The sequence below is a fragment of the Nocardia cyriacigeorgica genome, assembly GCF_010858045.1.
Classification (GTDB): Bacteria; Actinomycetota; Actinomycetes; order Mycobacteriales; family Mycobacteriaceae; genus Nocardia; species Nocardia cyriacigeorgica_E.
Genome location: NZ_JAAGVC010000005.1, coordinates 104,679 through 121,548 on the forward strand (window position 1 = coordinate 104,679; position 16,870 = coordinate 121,548).

Sequence of the window (16,870 nt, forward strand, 5' to 3'; positions counted from 1 at the left end):
GGTCCGGCGCGGGACGGCCGGCACCGCATGCTGACCGGGTGGCACACAACTTGGCGCTCGGCGCACACGGGGAAGACCTGGCGGCACGATTCCTGGAAGCCGCGGGCATGGACATCATCTGCCGGAACTGGCGTTGCCGCTACGGCGAACTGGACGTGATCGCCCGCGAAGGCGACATCACGGCGTTCATCGAGGTGAAAACCAGAGCCGGGCTCGGCTTCGGCACACCCGCCGAGGCGGTGACCTTCACCAAACGGCAACGCATCCGCAGGCTGGCGCTGCTGTGGCTGTCCGAACAGGACGGTCCCTGGCAACGCATCCGCTTCGACGTGGTCTCGGTCCTGGTCTCCCATGAGCGCGCACCGGTGATCGACCACCTGAAAGCGGTGTTCTGATGGCGCTCGGGCGGGCCTGTTCGGTCGCGGTGAGCGGCGTGGACGGCCAGCTGGTGGAGATCGAGGCCGACATCGGTCAGGGGTTGCCGTCGGTACACCTGGTCGGATTGCCCGACACCTCGCTGCAGGAATCGCGCGACAGGGTGCGAGCGGCGGTCGCCAACTCCGGTGAGAAATGGCCCGACGGGCGGGTGATCCTCGCGCTGTCGCCCGCGACGCTGCCGAAGGTCGGCTCGGTGTACGACCTGGCCTTGGCCGCGGCCGTCATGGACGCCTCCGATGCCATCCCGTCCAAGAAGCTCGACCACACCGTGCTGCTGGGCGAACTGGCCCTGGACGGGCGCATCCGGCGGGTGCGCGGCATCCTGCCCGCGGTGCTCGCCGCCAGGAAAGCGGGATGGGCGACGGTGGTGGTGCCGGAGGCCGCCCTGCCGGAAGCCGGTCTGGTCGACGGCATCGAGGTGCTCGGAGCTGCGACGCTGCGATGCGCACTGGCCTGGCTGCGTGGCGAAGCCGTCCTGACCGAGCCCGACCGCGATCTGCCCGAGCAGCCGCGGGCCATCGGCGATCTCAGCGAGGTCGTCGGCCAGCACGAGGCACGCTGGGCGTTGGAGGTGGCCGCTGCGGGCGGGCATCACATCCTGTTGACCGGGCCGCCGGGCATCGGCAAAACGATGCTCGCGCAGCGGCTGCCCGGATTGCTGCCGCCGCTATCGGAGGCCGAAGCCCTCGAGGTGACCGCGATCCACTCCGTCGCTGGCACACTGTCCGGCGACCATCCGCTGATCACCATGCCGCCGTTCGTCGCTCCGCACCACTCCACCTCCGCGACGGCGATGGTCGGCGGCGGATCGGGTTCGGCCAGGCCCGGTGCGGTGAGCCGAGCCCATCGCGGGGTGCTGTTCCTCGACGAATGCGCCGAGATCGGCACGAAGGTGCTCGAAGCGATGCGGACTCCGCTGGAGGAGGGCGAGGTGCGCATCGCCCGCCGCGACGGTGTCGCACGGTATCCGGCCCGGTTTCAGCTGATGCTGGCGGCGAACCCGTGTCCGTGTGCGCCGGCGCGTGACGTCGACTGCATCTGCGCGCCCCTGGCCCGGCGTCGCTACCTGGGCAAACTGTCCGGGCCGTTGATGGATCGAATCGATATCTGGGTGCAGATGTACGGGATGGCCGGTGGCACCTTCGGCGCGGAGGAATCCGAGAGCAGCGCGACGGTCCGCGAACGGGTGACGGTCGCGCGCCGGGCCGCCGCGCACCGCTGGCGGGAATTCGGGTGGCTCACCAACGCCGAGGTGCCCGGACATGTACTGCGGCAACGGTTTCGGCTACCGTCCGAGGTCACGGCACCGGTGGAGGCGGGGTTGCGGTTGGGGCGACTGTCCGCGCGTGGCGCAGACCGGGCCATCCGGGTGGCGTGGACGATCTGCGATCTACGTGGTGGCGACGTACCGAATGCGCAAGACGTCATGCAGGCCCTGAACTTCCGGCAGCGTGGTGCGCAGTGACCGTGGCACGCTCCGGCCGGCCCGGCGACGAGATCGCGGTGGCAGCCCGGGCTGCCGTGCTCGGGCAGGACGGCCGCGATGAGTCCGAGCAACGGCTGCTGGCATGGATCTACCTGTCGCGGGTGGTCCAGGGACCGTGCGCGCCGTTGACGGCGCTGATCGATTCGGTGGGTGTGGTGGAAGCGGCGCGGGCGGTGCGGGAATGCCGGTTACCGCAGGTGCTGCGTGCGGCGACAGCGGCTCGACGTGGGGTCGATCGGGCCGCCGAAGATCTCGAACGCATCCGGGCGCTCGGCGGTCGCGTGGTCACTCCAGAGGATCCGGAATGGCCCGCGTGGCGGCTGCTGGGGCTACAACAGCTCGAACCGGGAAGGGACGTCGATGGTGCGGTGCCGCTGGCGCTGTGGGTGCGCGGCCCGCTTTCGCTTCTCGGCGCCAGCGAACAGGCGCTCGCGGTGGTCGGAGCCCGATGCAGTACCGGCTACGGTGATCGCGCCACCGCGGAGATCGCAGGCGAGCTCGCCTGCCGAGGGTGGACGATCGTGTCCGGTGCGGCGTTCGGCATCGACGCGATGGCCCATCGGGCCGCGCTGGCGGCCGGCGGATCCACCATCGCGGTATTGGCCTGCGGGATCGACCGCGCGTACCCGGTTCAGCATTCACGCCTCATCACTCAGATCGCCGAAACCGGGTTGGTGATCAGCGAATATCCGCCCGGCACCGTCGCACGCAAGCACCAGTTCCTGGCGCGTAACCGGCTGGTGGCGTCGCTGGCCGACGGTGTGCTGGTGGTCGAAGCCGGGCTGCGCAGCGGCGCCCGCAATACCGTCAAATGGGCTCGGCGCCTGGGGCGTCCAGCGCTGGCGGTTCCCGGGCCGATCACCTCGGCGTCCTCGGTGGGCTGTCACCGGATGATCCGCGAGGGCGAGGCCGTGCTGGTCACGGGGCCCGAAGACGTCATCGATGAGGCAGGGCCCCTGCGCCTGTCGTTACCGATCACGGCCGCCGTCGATGCCGGTGACGAACTAGCCGGCGACCAGCAACTGGTGTACGCCGCGCTACCGGCCGCCGGTTCACGCGTACCGCACGAGCTGGCCACCAGCACCGCGCTGCCGGTGGCCACGGTACGGGCGGTGCTGGCCGAGCTGGAGCTGTCCGGGTTGGTCGGAGTCGGGGGAGAGGGGTGGTACCGGGTCGGCTTCGAGCAGCCGCCGGGAATCAGGTGAGCTCAGGTGCTCGGCCGGATACACCCGGCGCGCCGGATGTGGCGGTGTTCCGGGCCCGGGACGACCGGGAACACCGCCACCATGTGCTCGCCGGTACGACACCGGCGAGCCGGCCTCATTCCATCCGGACCGAGGAGCCGTAGACGCCGGCGTCCGTGGCGGGATCCACCTCAGCGGTGATCTCGCCGTTGCAGCCGGCATCGACATAGACGACCGCCAGGGAGTCGGTGTCGTTGATCATGTGGAACCGGGCGGGCTGCTCGTGTACCTCGACGCAGCCGGTGGGATTTTCATGCTCGGTGCCGTTGATGACGAGGACTCCCTCGGCACCGGAGGCGGTTCCGGCGGCGGTGAGGATCAGTGTTCCTGCGACAGCACACACAGTTGCGATATGACGCACGGGGTGTCCCTTTCTGTGAGCATCGGTGAATCGACTGATCGAACCGGGCAATCTTCGCAGTCCGGACACCCGAAGCGTGGTAGGCCGATACCTCGAACAGGCAAAACGGGTTGTGAGCGGGGCGGCGGCGCGCCGACTTGCCAACACCGGTGTCGCGGGTGACGGTGGAGCGATGGACGCGCTGCCCGAGGACCTGGAGGAATTGCTGGCCGAATACGGGCGCAATCTCCGGCTGGGGAGCAATCGTTCGCCACACACCGTGCGCGCCTATGTCGCCGACGCGCGGTCCTTGCTGACGCATCTGGTGGCGCGCTCGTCGGATTCGTCGGTGCGGGAACTGGATCTGGCGTTGTTGCGCTCGTGGCTGGCAGCACAGTCCGCCGCGGGTGCCGCCAGGACCACGATGGCTCGCCGCTCGTCATCGGCTCGCACCTTCACGGCCTGGCTCACCAGGACCGGACGGTTGGGTGTCGACCCCGGATTGCGGCTCGGTTCCCCAAAGGCACATCGCGTCCTTCCGGCCGTACTGGGCAAACAGCAGGCCGCCGCAGTGATGGACGCAGCGGAATCGGGTGCGGTACAGCGTGATCCGATGGCCCTGCGGGACCGGCTCATCGTCGAGTTGCTGTATTCCACCGGAATACGGGTCAGTGAGCTCTGCGGGCTCGATATCGATGATGTGGATCGGGAACGCCGGCTCGTGCGAGTCCTGGGCAAGGGCAACAAAGAACGCTCGGCCCCCTTCGGCGCCCCGGCCGACGATGCGATCGGCAACTGGCTGCGTTTCGGCCGCCCCGATCTCGCCACCGCCGAATCCGGCCGCGCCCTCTTACTGGGCCGGCGCGGCCGCCGCCTCGACCCCCGCCAGGCCAGAACCGCAGTACACGAGGTGATTTCGGCCATTCCCGGCGCACCGGACATGGCGCCGCACGGCCTGCGGCACACCGCCGCCACCCACCTGCTCGAAGGCGGCGCGGATCTGCGCGTGGTCCAGGAACTACTCGGCCACGCCAGCATGGCCACCACTCAGCTCTACACCCATGTCTCCGTCGAACGGTTGAAAAAGGTGCACGACCAGGCACATCCCCGCGCGTGAGAGGGCCGCCATGACCCTGCCGAACCCGGATGCCGAATCCGACGATGACGAGGAGCAGATCGACTACCGATTCACCCTCGCCAACGAACGAACCTTCCTGGCCTGGATGCGCACCTCGCTCGGCCTGCTCGCGGGCGGCGTCGCCGTGCACACCCTGGTGCAGCCGTTCCATGTGGCGGGATTCCGGCGTGCGATTGTGCTGTGCTGCCTTGCTCTGGCACTCGTGCTCGCGGTCGGCGCCTACGGCCATTGGCGGCGCGTCGGTGAGGCGATGCGCAGGGGTGGCCCACTGCCCGGCACGGTTCTGGTGCCGATTTTGTCCGCCGGCATCACCGCCATCGCGCTGCTCGCCAGTGTCGCGGTGCTACTGCGATGACACCACCCGGCCTGGCCGCGGAGCGAACCGCATTGGCGTGGCGCCGCAGCGCACTGGGCGCCACGGCGGTGACGATGCTGTTGCTGAACGCCGCCATCGCCGACGGCTGGCGCGCCACCTCGATCGCCCCGCTCGCCGGCGCACTCACCATGGCCGTGCTGGCCGTGGTGGGTGCCCTGCGCAGCCACGATCTGCGCCACGGCCGCAACCGGCACGGCACCCTCGCGGTCCGGCTGGCGATGCTCTCGACCGCTGTCACAGCGCTGGTCACGGTGCTGATCGGCGTGACGCACCCGATCCGCTGACGAGTGCCGAGGGCTCGCGCCCGCTGCTGTGGCCCAGCTACCCGGAGCGCGGCAGTGCGTCGATGTACTTACCGGCGATGACGCGTTGGGCGAGGCGGGCCACGGGGCCACCGAGGCGGGTGTACCAGGTGGCGCCGCGAGAGAAGGCCGTGACGACGCCGTAGACGCTGTCGTCCGAGGGATCGTATTCGACGGCGAACAGTTCTTCCCCGGACTCGGGGTGGCCGGGGAGGGTGCCGTAGGCGAAGCCGCGGCGGTCGGGCTCGTCCAGCACGTAGACCACGCGGCAGGGGGCGGTGATGGCCAGCGGGCCGATCCCCAGGCGCACCGTGAGCAGGGTCCCCGGTTCGGCGGTCGGGGTGCTCGCGGCGTGGAAGATGCCGGTTCCGCGCTGCATGCGATAGGCGTTGATCGCCTCGCCTGCGCGTTCGAACAGCTCCCTGCCGTGGCCGATGGGCCTGCGGAGCGAGAACTGGTGATAGCCGGCTGGAAGCGTGCCGTGCGTGGCACCGACCTCGGCGTAGGTGAACGGCGGATCCTCCGGGTTCTGCATGCCTCGATCATGGCCGGTCGACCGTCGGGGAGGAAGCGTCACGCACCGGCTTCAACCGCAGTGGACCCAGGTGCAACAGTCCGAGCGGATCCAGGTATTCGCGCCCTCCCCGGCCGCTCGACTCGCGACGCAACCCCCAGTGCAGACAAGCCGCGGCCGAGCAGCCTTCATGCCCGGCCTGCAGCACCCCGATCCGACTGCCCAGCCCCACCCGGCGGCCGACCGGCACCTCGGCCGTCACCGGTTCGTAGGTGGTGCGCAGCCCGCCCGCATGATCGATCGACACCACCGGTTTCCCCGCCACCGATCCCGCGAAGACGACGATCCCGTCCCCCGCCGCGAGCACCGCCTGCCCAGGCGACCCCGCCAGATCTACTCCGCGATGCCCGGGCAACCAGTTCTGCGGCGGCTTCTCGAATCGCCGTTCCACCGCCGGCCGCGGCCGCAACGGCCAATCGAATCGGGTGGCCGGCGCCGCCCCGGCAACGTGCCCACCCGCACCGAGCAATATCCCGACCAGCACCAAGGCAGCCAGCCTCCCGACGACCGTCGGGGTCCGTCCTCGCTCGACCGACTGCGTGCCCCGGTGCGCGGCCGGAACCAAGGTGCTCGGCCACGGGGCCGGCACCGGGGTGGGGCGCCCGGCTGGATCGGGAGTGCTCGGCTGCCCGGCTGGATCGGAGGTGCTCGGCCACGTGGTCGGATCCGCGGCGCTGGGTCGCGCGGCTGGATAGAGGGTGCTGCGTCGCCGCGCGGCTGGAACCTGGATGCTCGGCCGGGCGATCGGCTGCGCGCCATGGTGCGTGGTCGTAATCGGGGCTCTCAGCCGCGCGGCCGGAACCGGGGGGTTCGGCCGTGTGCCAGGAACCGGGGTCCGCACGGCTGGTACCCGCGAAGGCGGCGGCCGATTCATCACCGACGCGTGTGGTTTCCGGTCCACCTGCCTGTGCGTCATCTGCGCTCATCGCGACCCGGACGGCGTGCGCGGCAGCGGTGCGTTGCGGGCCAAACCGCGCAGCAACGGCCCGAGCGCACAGGCCGATCCGCTGCTGAGCACCGCACACGCTTCGGGTTGGCGCTGCCGTGGCGCGGCGGCCACCTCGCCGTCGGGAGCTGTCGCGACGAACAGCCCGACCAACAGCCCCAACGGCAGCAGGCCCGACAGCAGCCGGCGCACCGTTCGGATGCCACTGGCGCCGCGCGAGCCGGTCGCGGTCACACTGCTGCCGGGCCCTGCGCGGCCCGCGACCACGGCAGCGTTGTCGGCGGCCTGGGCGGAGTCGCCGGCTGGCAGGGTGCCGTTGCGGGGCGGCAGGGCAGCGCGGTCGGCGGGCAGAGTGGTACCGCCGGTCGGCAGAGTGGCGTCGCGGGGCGGTCGGGCGTTGCCGCTGGTTGGCAAAGCGGCCGCGGCACGCGGCCGGGAGTCGCGCATCGATCGGAGGGGCGAGCAATCACGGGGCGGCAGGGTGGCGCGGCCGGTTGGCAGGGTGGCGCCGCTGGTTGGCAGGGTGGCGTCGTGGGGTGGCGCGGGAGCGTGGCCGGTGGGCAGGGCGGTGCCGCTGATAGGCGGGGTGGCGTCCCGGGGCGGTCGGGCAGTGCCGCCGGCTGGCAGGGCCGCCGCGGGGCGCGGCTCGGAGGCCCGCAGCGATCGGGTGGGCGAGGAATCACAGGGCGGTGTCATGGCTCAACAGTGGCGTGCGCAGGGCGCGCCGGACAGCCCAGAGCCGCCCCTTGTGGACAACCCCGGTTGATGTGGATAAACACTCTTCCACCAGGGCGATTTCAATGGTGGTGATCGACGCCGTAGACTGATCGCGCGGTCTGTGTTTCCCATGGACCGACTTCGCGCGCCACCGTGCTCGTTCGTATGGCGCTGATCGATCCGGTGCCACTTCACCAGAAGTGTGCCCGGTCGCGCCAGCGCAGCAATGGACGGGGAATCGTCGGCTGGTCCCGATCACGAGATCGGGTCCGGCGGTTCGGGGCGCCAGGGCAGCAGGCCGCCGGCGTGCTGCGTCAACCGGCAACGAAAGAGAGATACGGGAGCTATGGCTGTCGTAACCATGAAGCAGCTGCTCGACAGCGGCGCACACTTCGGGCACCAGACCCGCCGCTGGAACCCGAAGATGAAGCGGTTCATCTTCACCGACCGCAACGGCATCTACATCATCGACCTGCAGCAGACGCTGACCTACATCGACAAGGCCTACGAGTTCGTCAAGGAGACCGTCGCCCACGGCGGCACCGTGCTCTTCGTCGGCACCAAGAAGCAGGCCCAGGAGTCGATCGCGGCCGAGGCCACTCGCGTCGGGATGCCCTACGTCAACCAGCGCTGGCTGGGCGGCATGCTGACCAACTTCTCCACCGTGCACAAGCGCCTGCAGCGCCTCAAGGAGCTCGAGGCCATGGAGCAGACCGGTGGCTTCGAGGGTCGCACCAAGAAGGAAATCCTCATGCTCACGCGTGAGATGAACAAGCTGGACCGCACCCTCGGCGGTATCCGCGACATGCAGAAGGTGCCCTCGGCCATCTGGGTCGTCGACACCAACAAGGAGCACATCGCCGTCGGCGAGGCCCGCAAGCTGAACATCCCGGTCATCGCGATCCTGGACACCAACTGCGATCCCGACCTGGTCGACTACCCGATCCCGGGTAACGACGACGCGATCCGGTCGGCCGCGCTGCTGACCAAGGTGGTCGCCTCCGCCGTCGCCGAGGGCGTGCAGGCCCGTGCCGGCCGCGCCTCCGGTGACGACAAGCCCGAAGCGGGCGCGGGCGAGCCGCTGGCCGAGTGGGAGCAGGAGCTGCTGGCGCAGGCCGCCCCCGCCGCCGAGGCTCCCGCTGCCGAGGCCGCTCAGACCGAGACCCCGGCCGAGGCCTGAGTTTCGGCGTCATCCGCTGTTCCAGTGGTGGCCACCTGGCACTGCCATCGTGGCCACCACTGCCCGGTACCTAACCTTTTCGAAGGAGGCTCGCCCCCGATGGCGAACTACACCGCCGCTGACGTGAAGCGGCTCCGGGAGCTGACCGGCTCCGGGATGATGGACTGCAAGAACGCCCTGGCCGAGACCGACGGCGATTTCGACAAGGCCGTCGAGCTGCTGCGCATCAAGGGCGCCAAGGACGTCGGCAAGCGCGCCGAGCGCACCACCGCCGAGGGCCTGGTCGTCGCCAAGGACGGCGTCATGGTCGAGATCAACTCCGAGACCGACTTCGTCGCCAAGAACGCCGAGTTCCAGGGCCTGGCCGACCAGATCGTCACCGCCGCCGCGGCCGCCAAGCCGGCCGACCTGGAGGCGCTGAAGGCGCTGGACCTCGGCGGCAAGACCGTCGATGCCGCGGTGCAGGAACTGGCCGCCAAGATCGGCGAGAAGCTGGAGCTGCGCCGCGTGGTCTCCCTCGACGGCCCGGTCGCCACCTACCTGCACAAGCGTGCCTCTGACCTGCCGCCTGCCGTCGGCGTGCTGGTCGAGTACACCGGTTCCGGTGACGCCGCCGCCGAGGCCGCGCGCGCCGCCGCCATGCAGGTCGCCGCCCTCAAGGCCAAGTACGTGACCCGCGACGAGGTTCCGGCCGACATCGTGGAGAACGAGCGCCGCATCGCCGAGCAGACCGCTCGCGAGGAAGGCAAGCCCGAGGCCGCGCTGCCGAAGATCACCGAGGGCCGCGTCAACGGCTTCTTCAAGGATGTCGTCCTGCTCGAGCAGGCGTCGGTCACCGATTCGAAGAAGACCGTCAAGGCCCTGCTGGACGAGGCCGGTGTCACCGTGACCCGCTTCGCCCGGTTCGAGGTCGGCGCGAGCTGAGAGCCCTCGCGCCACACGAGCGAGAAGGCCCCTCGTCGCACCGATCATCCGGTCGACGGGGGGCCTTCTGCTGCCGCTCCAACCGAATAAGGCAGGATAGGGACGCTCTGCGTTGCCGACTGTCTGATGCCGCCGTGCCCGGATCTCGGGCCGGCGCCAGCCGAGAACATGCCGATCGCCGAAGGAGACCCAGACCGATGACCGACCCGGGGACCGACCGCCCAGGATATCGCCGGGTACTGCTGAAACTCGGCGGTGAGATGTTCGGCGGCGGCAAGGTGGGGCTCGATCCTGACGTCGTCCAGACAGTGGCCGAGCAGATCGCCGAGATCGTCGCGACCGGCGTGCAGGTGGCCGTGGTGATCGGTGGTGGCAACTTCTTCCGCGGTGCCGAACTGGAAGAGCGCGGCATGGAGCGGGCGCGCTCGGATTACATGGGCATGCTCGGCACCGTCATGAACAGCCTTGCGCTGCAGGACTTCCTGCAGAAGCAGGGCATCGACACCCGAGTGCAGACCGCGATCACCATGGGCCAGGTCGCCGAGCCCTATCTGCCGTTGCGCGCCAAACGGCACCTGGAGAAGGGCCGCGTGGTGATCTTCGGCGCCGGTATGGGCATGCCGTACTTCTCCACCGACACCACCGCGGCACAGCGCGCACTCGAGATCGGCGCCGACGTGGTGCTCATGGCCAAGGCCGTCGACGGTGTGTTCACCGCCGACCCCCGGGTCGATCCGGCGGCCACGATGTACACCGAGATCACCCATAAAGAGGCGATCGAACGCGACCTGAAGGTCGCCGACGCCACGGCGTTCAGCCTGTGCATGGACAACCAGATGCCGATCCTGGTGTTCAATTTGCTGACCAAGGGCAATATCGCCCGGGCTGTCGCCGGTGAGAAGATCGGCACATTGGTTCGTTCCTGACTCCGCGAGCCCGCGGATCATGACGATGACGACGCTGTGGAGGAAACGGTCGTGATTGAAGAAGCGCTCTTCGACGCCGAGGAGAAGATGGAGAAGGCCGTCTCGGTGGCGAAGGACGATCTCGGCACCATCCGCACCGGTCGGGCGAATCCGGGCATGTTCTCCCGGGTGCTGGTCGACTACTACGGATCGCCTACCCCGGTCACCCAGATGTCGAGTATCACCGTGCCGGAACCCCGGATGGTGGTGATCAAGCCCTACGAGCAGGCGCAGCTGGGTGCGATCGAGACCGCGATCCGCAACTCCGATCTCGGCGTGAACCCGACCAACAACGGTGACATCCTGCGGATCTCGATTCCGCAGCTCACCGAGGAGCGCCGGCGCGAGATGGTCAAGCAGGCCAAGTCCAAGGGGGAGGACGCCAAGGTCGCGATCCGCAACGTGCGCCGCAAGGCGATGGAAGAACTCGGGCGCATCCAGAAGGATGGCGAGGCGGGCGAGGACGAGGTCGGGCGGGCCGAGAAGGAACTCGACAAGACCACCGCCAAATATGTCGGCCAGGTCGATGAGCTGGTCAAGCACAAGGAAGCCGAACTGCTCGAGGTCTGACCCAGATCTGGCGGGCCCGCCCGGGCGGGGGACGAAACGGAAACGACGAGTTGAGCGACGGGACAATCGTGGCCGAGAACACCGCTGCGGCCGGTGCGGCGGGACAACAGGCACCGGACGACGGCCCCATTGACGCCGCTACCGCCGGTGCGGCGGACGCGACGCCGAGCGTGCGCGAATCGCCCGCGCCGGAACCGGCCGCGCCCAAGTCGCGGGCCGGTCGCAATCTACCGGCGGCCTTGATCGTCGGCTTCGGCCTCGGGCTCTCGCTGATCGCGATCCTGCTGTTCGTGCCGAAGGTGTTCATCGGGGTGGCGGGCGCCGCGATCGCGGTGGCTACCTGGGAGGTCGCCAAACGGCTGCGTGAGGCCGACGTGCTCGTTCCCCGGATCCCGTTGATCGCCGGTGGTCAAGCGGTGTTCTGGCTGGGCTGGCCGTTCGGCCCGGAAGGGGTCGCCGGAGCGTTCGCGGCCACGGCGCTGGTGTGCATGGTGTGGCGTTTGTTCGACCACGGCCTGACCACCGCCCCGCGTAACTTCCTGCGCGACACCTCGATCGCGATCTTCACCCTCGCCTGGATTCCGTTGCTCGCCGCGTTCGCGGTTCTGCTGCTGCTCGAGCCGGACGGCAACCTGCGGGTGCTGACGTTCATGATCCTGGTGGTCTGCTCCGACGTCGGCGGCTACGTCGCCGGGGTGCTGTTCGGCAGGCATCCGATGGTGCCCTCGATCAGTCCGAAGAAATCCTGGGAGGGCTTCTGCGGCTCGCTGGTGTTCAGCGTGATCGGCGGTCTCCTGACGGTGACGCTGCTGCTGGACGCCAACTCGATGATCGGTGTGGTGCTCGGCATCGGCCTCGTGCTGGTGGCGACCATCGGTGATCTCATCGAATCGCAGATCAAACGCGAGCTCGGCATCAAGGACATGGGCACGTTGCTGCCGGGCCACGGCGGCATCATGGACCGGCTCGACTCGATGCTGCCGTCGGCGTTCGTGTCGTGGCTGGTGCTCAGCACCCTGCTCTGAGATCTGCGCGGCGCCGCGGCCCATCCGCGGTCAGGGGCGTTTGGCGGCGCGGCGCAACTGCATGATGCGCACGCCGCCGACCAGCGCCATCACCAGCGCACCGGCGATCACCGACAGCAGCACCGATACTCCGAGCGGCAGGCCGAAGGTCCAGAACAGGAGGTCGACCTCCACCCGCTCCAGGTTCTGCAGGATGAAGATCAGCAGCACGACACCCAGCAGCGCGGCCACGACGAGGCCGACCCAGGTGTATCCCGCCTTCGACTTCTCCAGCGTACGGCGGGTGCGCGGAGTGACGGCCGGTTCGGTCTGCGGGATCGGCTCCGGTTCGGGCACCTGGTCAGCGGCATGGGTAGACATATATCGATCATTCCCGACAGCTATCGCTCCCGCACGGATTTCCCGTGCCACGGCGCGCTCCCGCGGCCGCAGCGGAGCCGTCGAGGGGATGTGATGTGGTCGACGCCCCGGGGGATGGGACACTGGAGAAACTATGACCGTCTCCCTGCCCCTGGTTTTCGATGCCCCGCGCCGTGGGATGCCGCCGCGCCACCTGGCCGATCTGGACGCCGACGGCCGCCGCGCCGCGATGGCCGAACTCGGGCTGCCCGCCTTCCGGGCCGACCAGATCGCCCGCCAGTACTACGGGCGGCTGCAGGCCGACCCGGAGCAGATGACCGACCTGCCGGCCCCGGTGCGCGCGAAGGTCGGCGAGGCGCTGTTCCCGCCGTTGCTGACCCCGGTCAAGCATGTCGCGTGCGACGGCGGCGATACCCGCAAGACGCTGTGGCGGGCCGGTGACGGCACCCTGCTGGAGAGCGTGCTCATGCGCTACCCGGACCGGGCCACGCTGTGTATCTCCAGCCAGGCCGGCTGCGGTATGGCCTGCCCGTTCTGCGCGACCGGTCAGGGCGGGCTGAACCGGAACCTGTCGACCGCCGAGATCGTCGACCAGGTGCGGGCCGCGGCCGCCGCACTGCGTGACGGCGAGGTACACGGCGGTCCCGGCCGGCTGTCGAACATCGTCTTCATGGGCATGGGTGAGCCGCTCGCCAATTACAAGCGGGTGCTGAACGCGGTGCGGCGCATCACCGCACCGGCGCCGGACGGTCTCGGCATCTCCCAGCGCAACGTCGTGGTCTCCACCGTCGGCCTCGCCCCCGCGATCCGCAAGCTGGCCGACGAGGGCTTGTCGGTGACGTTGGCGGTCTCGCTACACACCCCCGACGACGAGCTGCGTGACACCCTCGTACCGGTGAACAACCGCTGGCCGGTGGCCGAGGTGCTCGACGCCGCACGCTACTACGCCGACAAGACCGGTCGCCGAGTATCGGTGGAGTACGCGCTGATTCGCGATATCAACGATCAGCCGTGGCGGGCGGACATGCTGGGGGAGAAGCTGCACAAGGCACTCGGCTCGCGCGTGCACGTCAACGTGATCCCGCTGAATCCGACGCCGGGCAGCAAGTGGGATGCCAGCCCGAAGCCGGTGGAACAGGAATTCGTGCGGCGGGTCAACGCCAAGGGCGTGCCCTGCACGGTGCGCGATACCCGTGGTCAGGAGATCGCGGCGGCCTGCGGGCAGCTGGCCGCCGAAGGCTGAGCCGCACCTGCGGGCGAGCAGAACGCCGCCCCGGCCGCTGATCCGCGGATCGAGCCGCCGGGGCGCTGGTGATCGAGTGCGAGCGCGCCGGGACTAGCGCGGTTTGCGGCGCAGGATGCTGTCGCGGATGAGGATGACGGCAAGGCCGATCGCGGAGGCGACGAGGAAGATGTAGCCGACGTTGCCGGTGCCGGAAGAGGCGCCCTGCGGGCCCTCGAACAGCATCGCCAGCAGCGCGAGCACGACGATCCAGCCCGCGATCCGGAAGGCGCGCCTGGACTCGCCGCTCCAGCCCCATGCGGCCGACGGAACCTCAGCAGGATCCACAGTGGTGACGGCGCGGTCACTGGTGGTGGTTTCGAGTTCCGTGGCGGCCACGATCGCTCCTCAGCTCGAGAATCGGATACTGCCCGATATCGTGGCATACGACCGGTCGTCGTAGCCAGCAGGGTGCGGTGTCGGTCAGAATGTGCGGGTGTCCGACGTCGTAAGAGTTCTCCTGCTCGGCAGCACCGGTTCCATCGGAACCCAGGCGCTGGAGGTGATCGCCGCCAACCCGGGCAAGTTCGAGGTGGTCGGCCTGGCCGCGCGCGGCGGTAACGCCGATCTGCTCGCCGCGCAGATGGCGGCCACCGGTACCGCCAATGTGGCGGTGGCCGATCCGGCCGCGGCCCAGCGGCTCGGCGTCGAGCTCGGCGGGGCCGGCGCGGTGACCGAGCTGGTGCGCCGCACCGAAGCCGATGTGGTGTTGAACGCGCTGGTCGGTTCGCTCGGACTGGAACCGACGCTGGCCACCCTGCACTCCGGCGCGCGACTTGCGTTGGCGAACAAGGAATCTCTCGTCGCGGGTGGCTCGCTGGTGACTCGCGCCGCCGCGCCAGGACAGATCGTGCCGGTGGATTCGGAGCATTCCGCGCTGGCGCAATGCCTGCGCGGCGGGCGCGCCGAGGAAGTGGACCGGCTCATTCTCACCGCGTCCGGCGGACCGTTCCGCGGCTGGACCACCGAGATGCTGGAAGCGGTCAACCCCGCCGAGGCGAAAACCCATCCCACCTGGTCGATGGGCCCGATGAACACGCTCAACTCGGCCTCGCTGGTCAATAAGGGCCTCGAGCTGATCGAAACGCATCTGCTGTTCGGCATTCCGTACGACCGCATCGACGTCACCGTGCATCCGCAGTCGATCGTGCACTCGATGGTCACCTTCACCGATGGCTCGACGCTGGCTCAGGCCAGCCCGCCCGATATGAAGCTGCCGATCGCGCTGGCACTCGGCTGGCCCGACCGGGTGCCTGGTGCTGCGGCGGCCTGCGATTTCTCCACCGCGACGACCTGGGAGTTCGAGCCGGTGGACAACGAGGTCTTTCCCGCGGTGGAGCTGGCCAGGCAGGCCGGTACCGCGGGCGGCTGCGTGACCGCGGTGTACAACGCGGCCAACGAGGTCGCGGTGCAGGCCTTCCTGGACGGCGCGATCCGGTTCCCCGAGATCGTGCGCACCGTCGGTCTCGCGGTCGCCGCCGCCGACGATTGGCGCGCCGAACCGACCAGCCTGGAGGAAGTGCTCGCGGCCGATGCCTGGGCGCGGGAGTACGCACGGAAACTGGTGCTCACCTAGTCGGCACGCGCGGTCCGGCGGAGACCATCGCGGCCCACTGCCCGGCTCACAGCGCCGGACCGCGCGCTGCCGGGTAGACGCATCCGGTCACCGCCGAACGCTGCCGGTACTGTGGACGCGTGCTCGCGGCCGACCCAGGACGCGTGCGTGCCGGGAACTGACGAGCTGCGCAACGCAGGAGGGCTGTAGAGCAAATGGTGTTCGCGTTCGGTTTCGCGCTGTTCGCCCTCGGCATCACGATCTCGATCGCACTACACGAGTGCGGGCATATGTGGGCCGCACAGGCGACCGGGATGAAGGTGCGCCGCTACTTCATCGGCTTCGGGCCGCGCATCTTCTCGTTCCGGCGTGGTGAGACCGAGTACGGCCTGAAGGCGCTGCCTCTCGGCGGGTTCTGCGATATCGCGGGCATGACCGCGCTCGACGAGCTCGAGCCCGAGGAACTGGACCGGGCGATGTATCGCCAGGCCACCTGGAAGCGTCTGGTCGTCATGTTCGGCGGCATCGCGATGAACTTCCTGCTCGGCTTCCTGCTGGTGGTGGTGCTCGCCGTCGGCTGGGGGCTGCCGAACTTCAACCAGCCGCCGGCCACCGCCCTCGGTGAGATGAGCTGCGTCGCCACCCAGAACCCGGACGGCACGCTGGCCGAGTGCACCGGCACCGGCCCCGCTCAGCGGGCCGGGCTGCAGCGCGGTGACGTGGTGAAAGCCGTCAACGGGGTCGAGGTCGAGACCTGGCGGGAGTTCCAGACCGAGACCCAGAACCAGACCGGGCCGTTCACCTACACCATCGAGCGTGACGGTGAGATCCTGACGATTCCGGTCACCCCCGAGCGCGTGATCCGCTATCCGTCCGACGGTGGACCCGGTCGCGAGGTGAGCGCGGTCGGCGTCGGTTCCGACTACTACGGGCCGGTCAAGTACAACGTGCTGGCCGCCATCCCCGCGGCCGGGGCGTTCACCGGCGACATGTTCGTGCGCACCTTCGAATCGCTGGCCCAGATGCCGGCCAAGGTGGCCGACCTGTGGACCGCGGTGACCGGCGGCGAGCGCGATCCGGAAACCCCGGTGAGCGTGTACGGCGCCTCGAAGATCGGGGGCGAGACCGCCGAGCGCGGGCTCTGGGGACTGTTCATCCTGGTCCTGGCCAGCCTGAACTTCTTCCTCGGCGCGTTCAACCTGCTGCCGCTGCTGCCGCTGGACGGCGGGCATATCGCGGTGGTGATCTACGAGAAACTGCGCAACACCGTCCGCGGCTGGAAGGGGCTGGCGCCGGGCGCGCCGGTCGACTACCTGAAGTTGCTGCCGGTGACCTATGTGGCGGTGGTGATCGGTGGTGCGTACATGGTGCTGACGTTGGTCGCCGACATCGTCAACCCGATCGAGCTGTTCCCCTGACCAGCGCACCCGATGTTCGAGTGACGGCCC

20 protein-coding genes are annotated in these 16,870 nt (G+C 69.3%); 14 read left to right on the forward strand and 6 right to left on the reverse strand.

The window, feature by feature from the left end; all coding sequences use genetic code 11:
* Window positions 1-38: 38 nt before the first annotated feature.
* From GV790_RS06900 to dprA, 3 genes are all read left to right on the forward strand, one after another.
* A complete protein-coding gene (locus GV790_RS06900) occupies window positions 39-395 on the forward strand; it encodes a YraN family protein (RefSeq protein WP_163811667.1) in 357 nt (118 codons plus the stop codon).
* Window positions 395-1,903 carry a YifB family Mg chelatase-like AAA ATPase gene (locus tag GV790_RS06905; RefSeq protein WP_163811669.1) on the forward strand — a complete coding sequence of 503 codons (1,509 nt, stop codon included), beginning with the start codon at window positions 395-397 and terminating at the stop codon, window positions 1,901-1,903. The genes GV790_RS06900 and GV790_RS06905 overlap by 1 nt, the downstream gene beginning before the upstream one ends.
* Before the next feature lie 98 nt (window positions 1,904-2,001).
* Window positions 2,002-3,129: a DNA-processing protein DprA gene (gene dprA / locus GV790_RS06910; protein WP_163811983.1), complete on the forward strand. Its 1,128-nt coding sequence runs from the start codon at window positions 2,002-2,004 to the stop codon at window positions 3,127-3,129.
* A gap of 115 nt (window positions 3,130-3,244) precedes the next feature.
* Here dprA and GV790_RS06915 read toward each other — a convergent pair whose 3' ends face one another.
* Window positions 3,245-3,511, reverse strand: coding sequence for a hypothetical protein (locus tag GV790_RS06915; protein WP_163811671.1), 267 nt, complete (start codon window positions 3,509-3,511; stop codon window positions 3,245-3,247).
* A 190-nt stretch (window positions 3,512-3,701) separates the two neighbouring features.
* On the opposite strand from GV790_RS06915, the gene GV790_RS06920 reads away from it, so the two are divergent.
* The 3 genes from GV790_RS06920 to GV790_RS06930 are packed head-to-tail and all read left to right on the forward strand — an operon-like array spanning window position 3,702 to window position 5,306.
* Window positions 3,702-4,625: a tyrosine recombinase XerC gene (locus GV790_RS06920; RefSeq protein ID WP_175585815.1), complete on the forward strand. Its 924-nt coding sequence runs from the start codon at window positions 3,702-3,704 to the stop codon at window positions 4,623-4,625.
* 10 nt (window positions 4,626-4,635) lie between these two features.
* Window positions 4,636-5,001: a YidH family protein gene (locus GV790_RS06925; protein WP_163811673.1), complete on the forward strand. Its 366-nt coding sequence runs from the start codon at window positions 4,636-4,638 to the stop codon at window positions 4,999-5,001.
* A complete protein-coding gene (locus GV790_RS06930) occupies window positions 4,998-5,306 on the forward strand; it encodes a DUF202 domain-containing protein (RefSeq protein WP_163811675.1) in 309 nt (102 codons plus the stop codon). Before GV790_RS06925 ends, GV790_RS06930 begins: the two co-directional genes overlap by 4 nt.
* Before the next feature lie 37 nt (window positions 5,307-5,343).
* Here GV790_RS06930 and GV790_RS06935 read toward each other — a convergent pair whose 3' ends face one another.
* The 3 genes from GV790_RS06935 to GV790_RS06945 all read right to left on the reverse strand — a co-directional run bounded on the left by GV790_RS06935 (window position 5,344) and on the right by GV790_RS06945 (window position 7,540).
* Window positions 5,344-5,859 carry a DUF1990 family protein gene (locus GV790_RS06935; RefSeq protein ID WP_163811677.1) on the reverse strand — a complete coding sequence of 172 codons (516 nt, stop codon included), beginning with the start codon at window positions 5,857-5,859 and terminating at the stop codon, window positions 5,344-5,346.
* A 7-nt stretch (window positions 5,860-5,866) separates the two neighbouring features.
* Entirely contained in the window at window positions 5,867-6,385 is a 519-nt protein-coding gene (locus GV790_RS06940; protein ID WP_163811678.1) for a M23 family metallopeptidase, read from the reverse strand.
* Between the two features lie 435 nt (window positions 6,386-6,820).
* Window positions 6,821-7,540, reverse strand: a complete 720-nt coding sequence (locus GV790_RS06945; RefSeq protein WP_163811680.1) for a hypothetical protein — start codon at window positions 7,538-7,540, stop codon at window positions 6,821-6,823.
* Window positions 7,541-7,907: 367 nt separating this feature from the next.
* Here GV790_RS06945 and rpsB point away from each other — a divergent pair, with 367 nt between their 5' ends.
* From rpsB to GV790_RS06970, 5 genes are all read left to right on the forward strand, one after another.
* The gene (gene rpsB, locus GV790_RS06950; protein ID WP_163811682.1) at window positions 7,908-8,741 is read left to right on the forward strand and encodes a 30S ribosomal protein S2; all 834 of its coding nucleotides are present in this window, start codon (window positions 7,908-7,910) and stop codon (window positions 8,739-8,741) included.
* A 99-nt stretch (window positions 8,742-8,840) separates the two neighbouring features.
* Entirely contained in the window at window positions 8,841-9,665 is an 825-nt protein-coding gene (gene tsf / locus GV790_RS06955; protein WP_163811684.1) for a translation elongation factor Ts, read from the forward strand.
* A gap of 197 nt (window positions 9,666-9,862) precedes the next feature.
* Entirely contained in the window at window positions 9,863-10,591 is a 729-nt protein-coding gene (gene pyrH / locus GV790_RS06960; RefSeq protein WP_036538330.1) for a UMP kinase, read from the forward strand.
* A 51-nt stretch (window positions 10,592-10,642) separates the two neighbouring features.
* Window positions 10,643-11,200 (forward strand): ribosome recycling factor, encoded by a 558-nt coding sequence (frr, locus tag GV790_RS06965; RefSeq protein ID WP_130917271.1) that lies wholly within the window; start codon window positions 10,643-10,645, stop codon window positions 11,198-11,200.
* A 128-nt stretch (window positions 11,201-11,328) separates the two neighbouring features.
* Window positions 11,329-12,225, forward strand: coding sequence for a phosphatidate cytidylyltransferase (locus tag GV790_RS06970; protein WP_163811987.1), 897 nt, complete (start codon window positions 11,329-11,331; stop codon window positions 12,223-12,225).
* A 30-nt stretch (window positions 12,226-12,255) separates the two neighbouring features.
* Here the strand turns inward: GV790_RS06970 and GV790_RS06975 are convergent, their stop codons facing one another.
* Window positions 12,256-12,585, reverse strand: coding sequence for a LapA family protein (locus GV790_RS06975; RefSeq protein ID WP_163811686.1), 330 nt, complete (start codon window positions 12,583-12,585; stop codon window positions 12,256-12,258).
* Window positions 12,586-12,718: 133 nt separating this feature from the next.
* Between GV790_RS06975 and rlmN the strand changes: the two genes are divergently transcribed.
* The gene (gene rlmN / locus GV790_RS06980; RefSeq protein ID WP_163811688.1) at window positions 12,719-13,828 is read left to right on the forward strand and encodes a 23S rRNA (adenine(2503)-C(2))-methyltransferase RlmN; all 1,110 of its coding nucleotides are present in this window, start codon (window positions 12,719-12,721) and stop codon (window positions 13,826-13,828) included.
* A gap of 93 nt (window positions 13,829-13,921) precedes the next feature.
* Here rlmN and GV790_RS06985 read toward each other — a convergent pair whose 3' ends face one another.
* On the reverse strand, window positions 13,922-14,206 hold the full coding sequence (locus GV790_RS06985; protein WP_163811690.1) for a DUF2631 domain-containing protein: 285 nt from the start codon (window positions 14,204-14,206) through the stop codon (window positions 13,922-13,924).
* Window positions 14,207-14,303: 97 nt separating this feature from the next.
* On the opposite strand from GV790_RS06985, the gene dxr reads away from it, so the two are divergent.
* Window positions 14,304-15,443, forward strand: a complete 1,140-nt coding sequence (gene dxr, locus GV790_RS06990; protein WP_163811692.1) for a 1-deoxy-D-xylulose-5-phosphate reductoisomerase — start codon at window positions 14,304-14,306, stop codon at window positions 15,441-15,443.
* Between the two features lie 194 nt (window positions 15,444-15,637).
* Window positions 15,638-16,840 (forward strand): M50 family metallopeptidase, encoded by a 1,203-nt coding sequence (locus GV790_RS06995; RefSeq protein ID WP_163811694.1) that lies wholly within the window; start codon window positions 15,638-15,640, stop codon window positions 16,838-16,840.
* Window positions 16,841-16,870 lie beyond the last annotated feature (30 nt).

Excerpts from the sequence above, each read along its gene's own strand:
- GV790_RS06930 (WP_163811675.1), top strand. The coding sequence starts at position 4,998 with ATGACACCACCCGGCCTGGCCGCGGAGCGAACCGCATTGGCGTGGCGC.
- GV790_RS06905 (WP_163811669.1), top strand. The coding sequence starts at position 395 with ATGGCGCTCGGGCGGGCCTGTTCGGTCGCGGTGAGCGGCGTGGACGGC.
- GV790_RS06935 (WP_163811677.1), bottom strand. The coding sequence starts at position 5,859 with ATGCAGAACCCGGAGGATCCGCCGTTCACCTACGCCGAGGTCGGTGCC.
- rpsB (WP_163811682.1), top strand. The coding sequence starts at position 7,908 with ATGGCTGTCGTAACCATGAAGCAGCTGCTCGACAGCGGCGCACACTTC.
- tsf (WP_163811684.1), top strand. The coding sequence starts at position 8,841 with ATGGCGAACTACACCGCCGCTGACGTGAAGCGGCTCCGGGAGCTGACC.
- pyrH (WP_036538330.1), top strand. The coding sequence starts at position 9,863 with ATGACCGACCCGGGGACCGACCGCCCAGGATATCGCCGGGTACTGCTG.
- GV790_RS06920 (WP_175585815.1), top strand. The coding sequence starts at position 3,702 with ATGGACGCGCTGCCCGAGGACCTGGAGGAATTGCTGGCCGAATACGGG.
- GV790_RS06945 (WP_163811680.1), bottom strand. The coding sequence starts at position 7,540 with ATGACACCGCCCTGTGATTCCTCGCCCACCCGATCGCTGCGGGCCTCC.
- GV790_RS06995 (WP_163811694.1), top strand. The coding sequence starts at position 15,638 with ATGGTGTTCGCGTTCGGTTTCGCGCTGTTCGCCCTCGGCATCACGATC.
- GV790_RS06975 (WP_163811686.1), bottom strand. The coding sequence starts at position 12,585 with ATGTCTACCCATGCCGCTGACCAGGTGCCCGAACCGGAGCCGATCCCG.
- GV790_RS06925 (WP_163811673.1), top strand. The coding sequence starts at position 4,636 with ATGACCCTGCCGAACCCGGATGCCGAATCCGACGATGACGAGGAGCAG.
- rlmN (WP_163811688.1), top strand. The coding sequence starts at position 12,719 with ATGACCGTCTCCCTGCCCCTGGTTTTCGATGCCCCGCGCCGTGGGATG.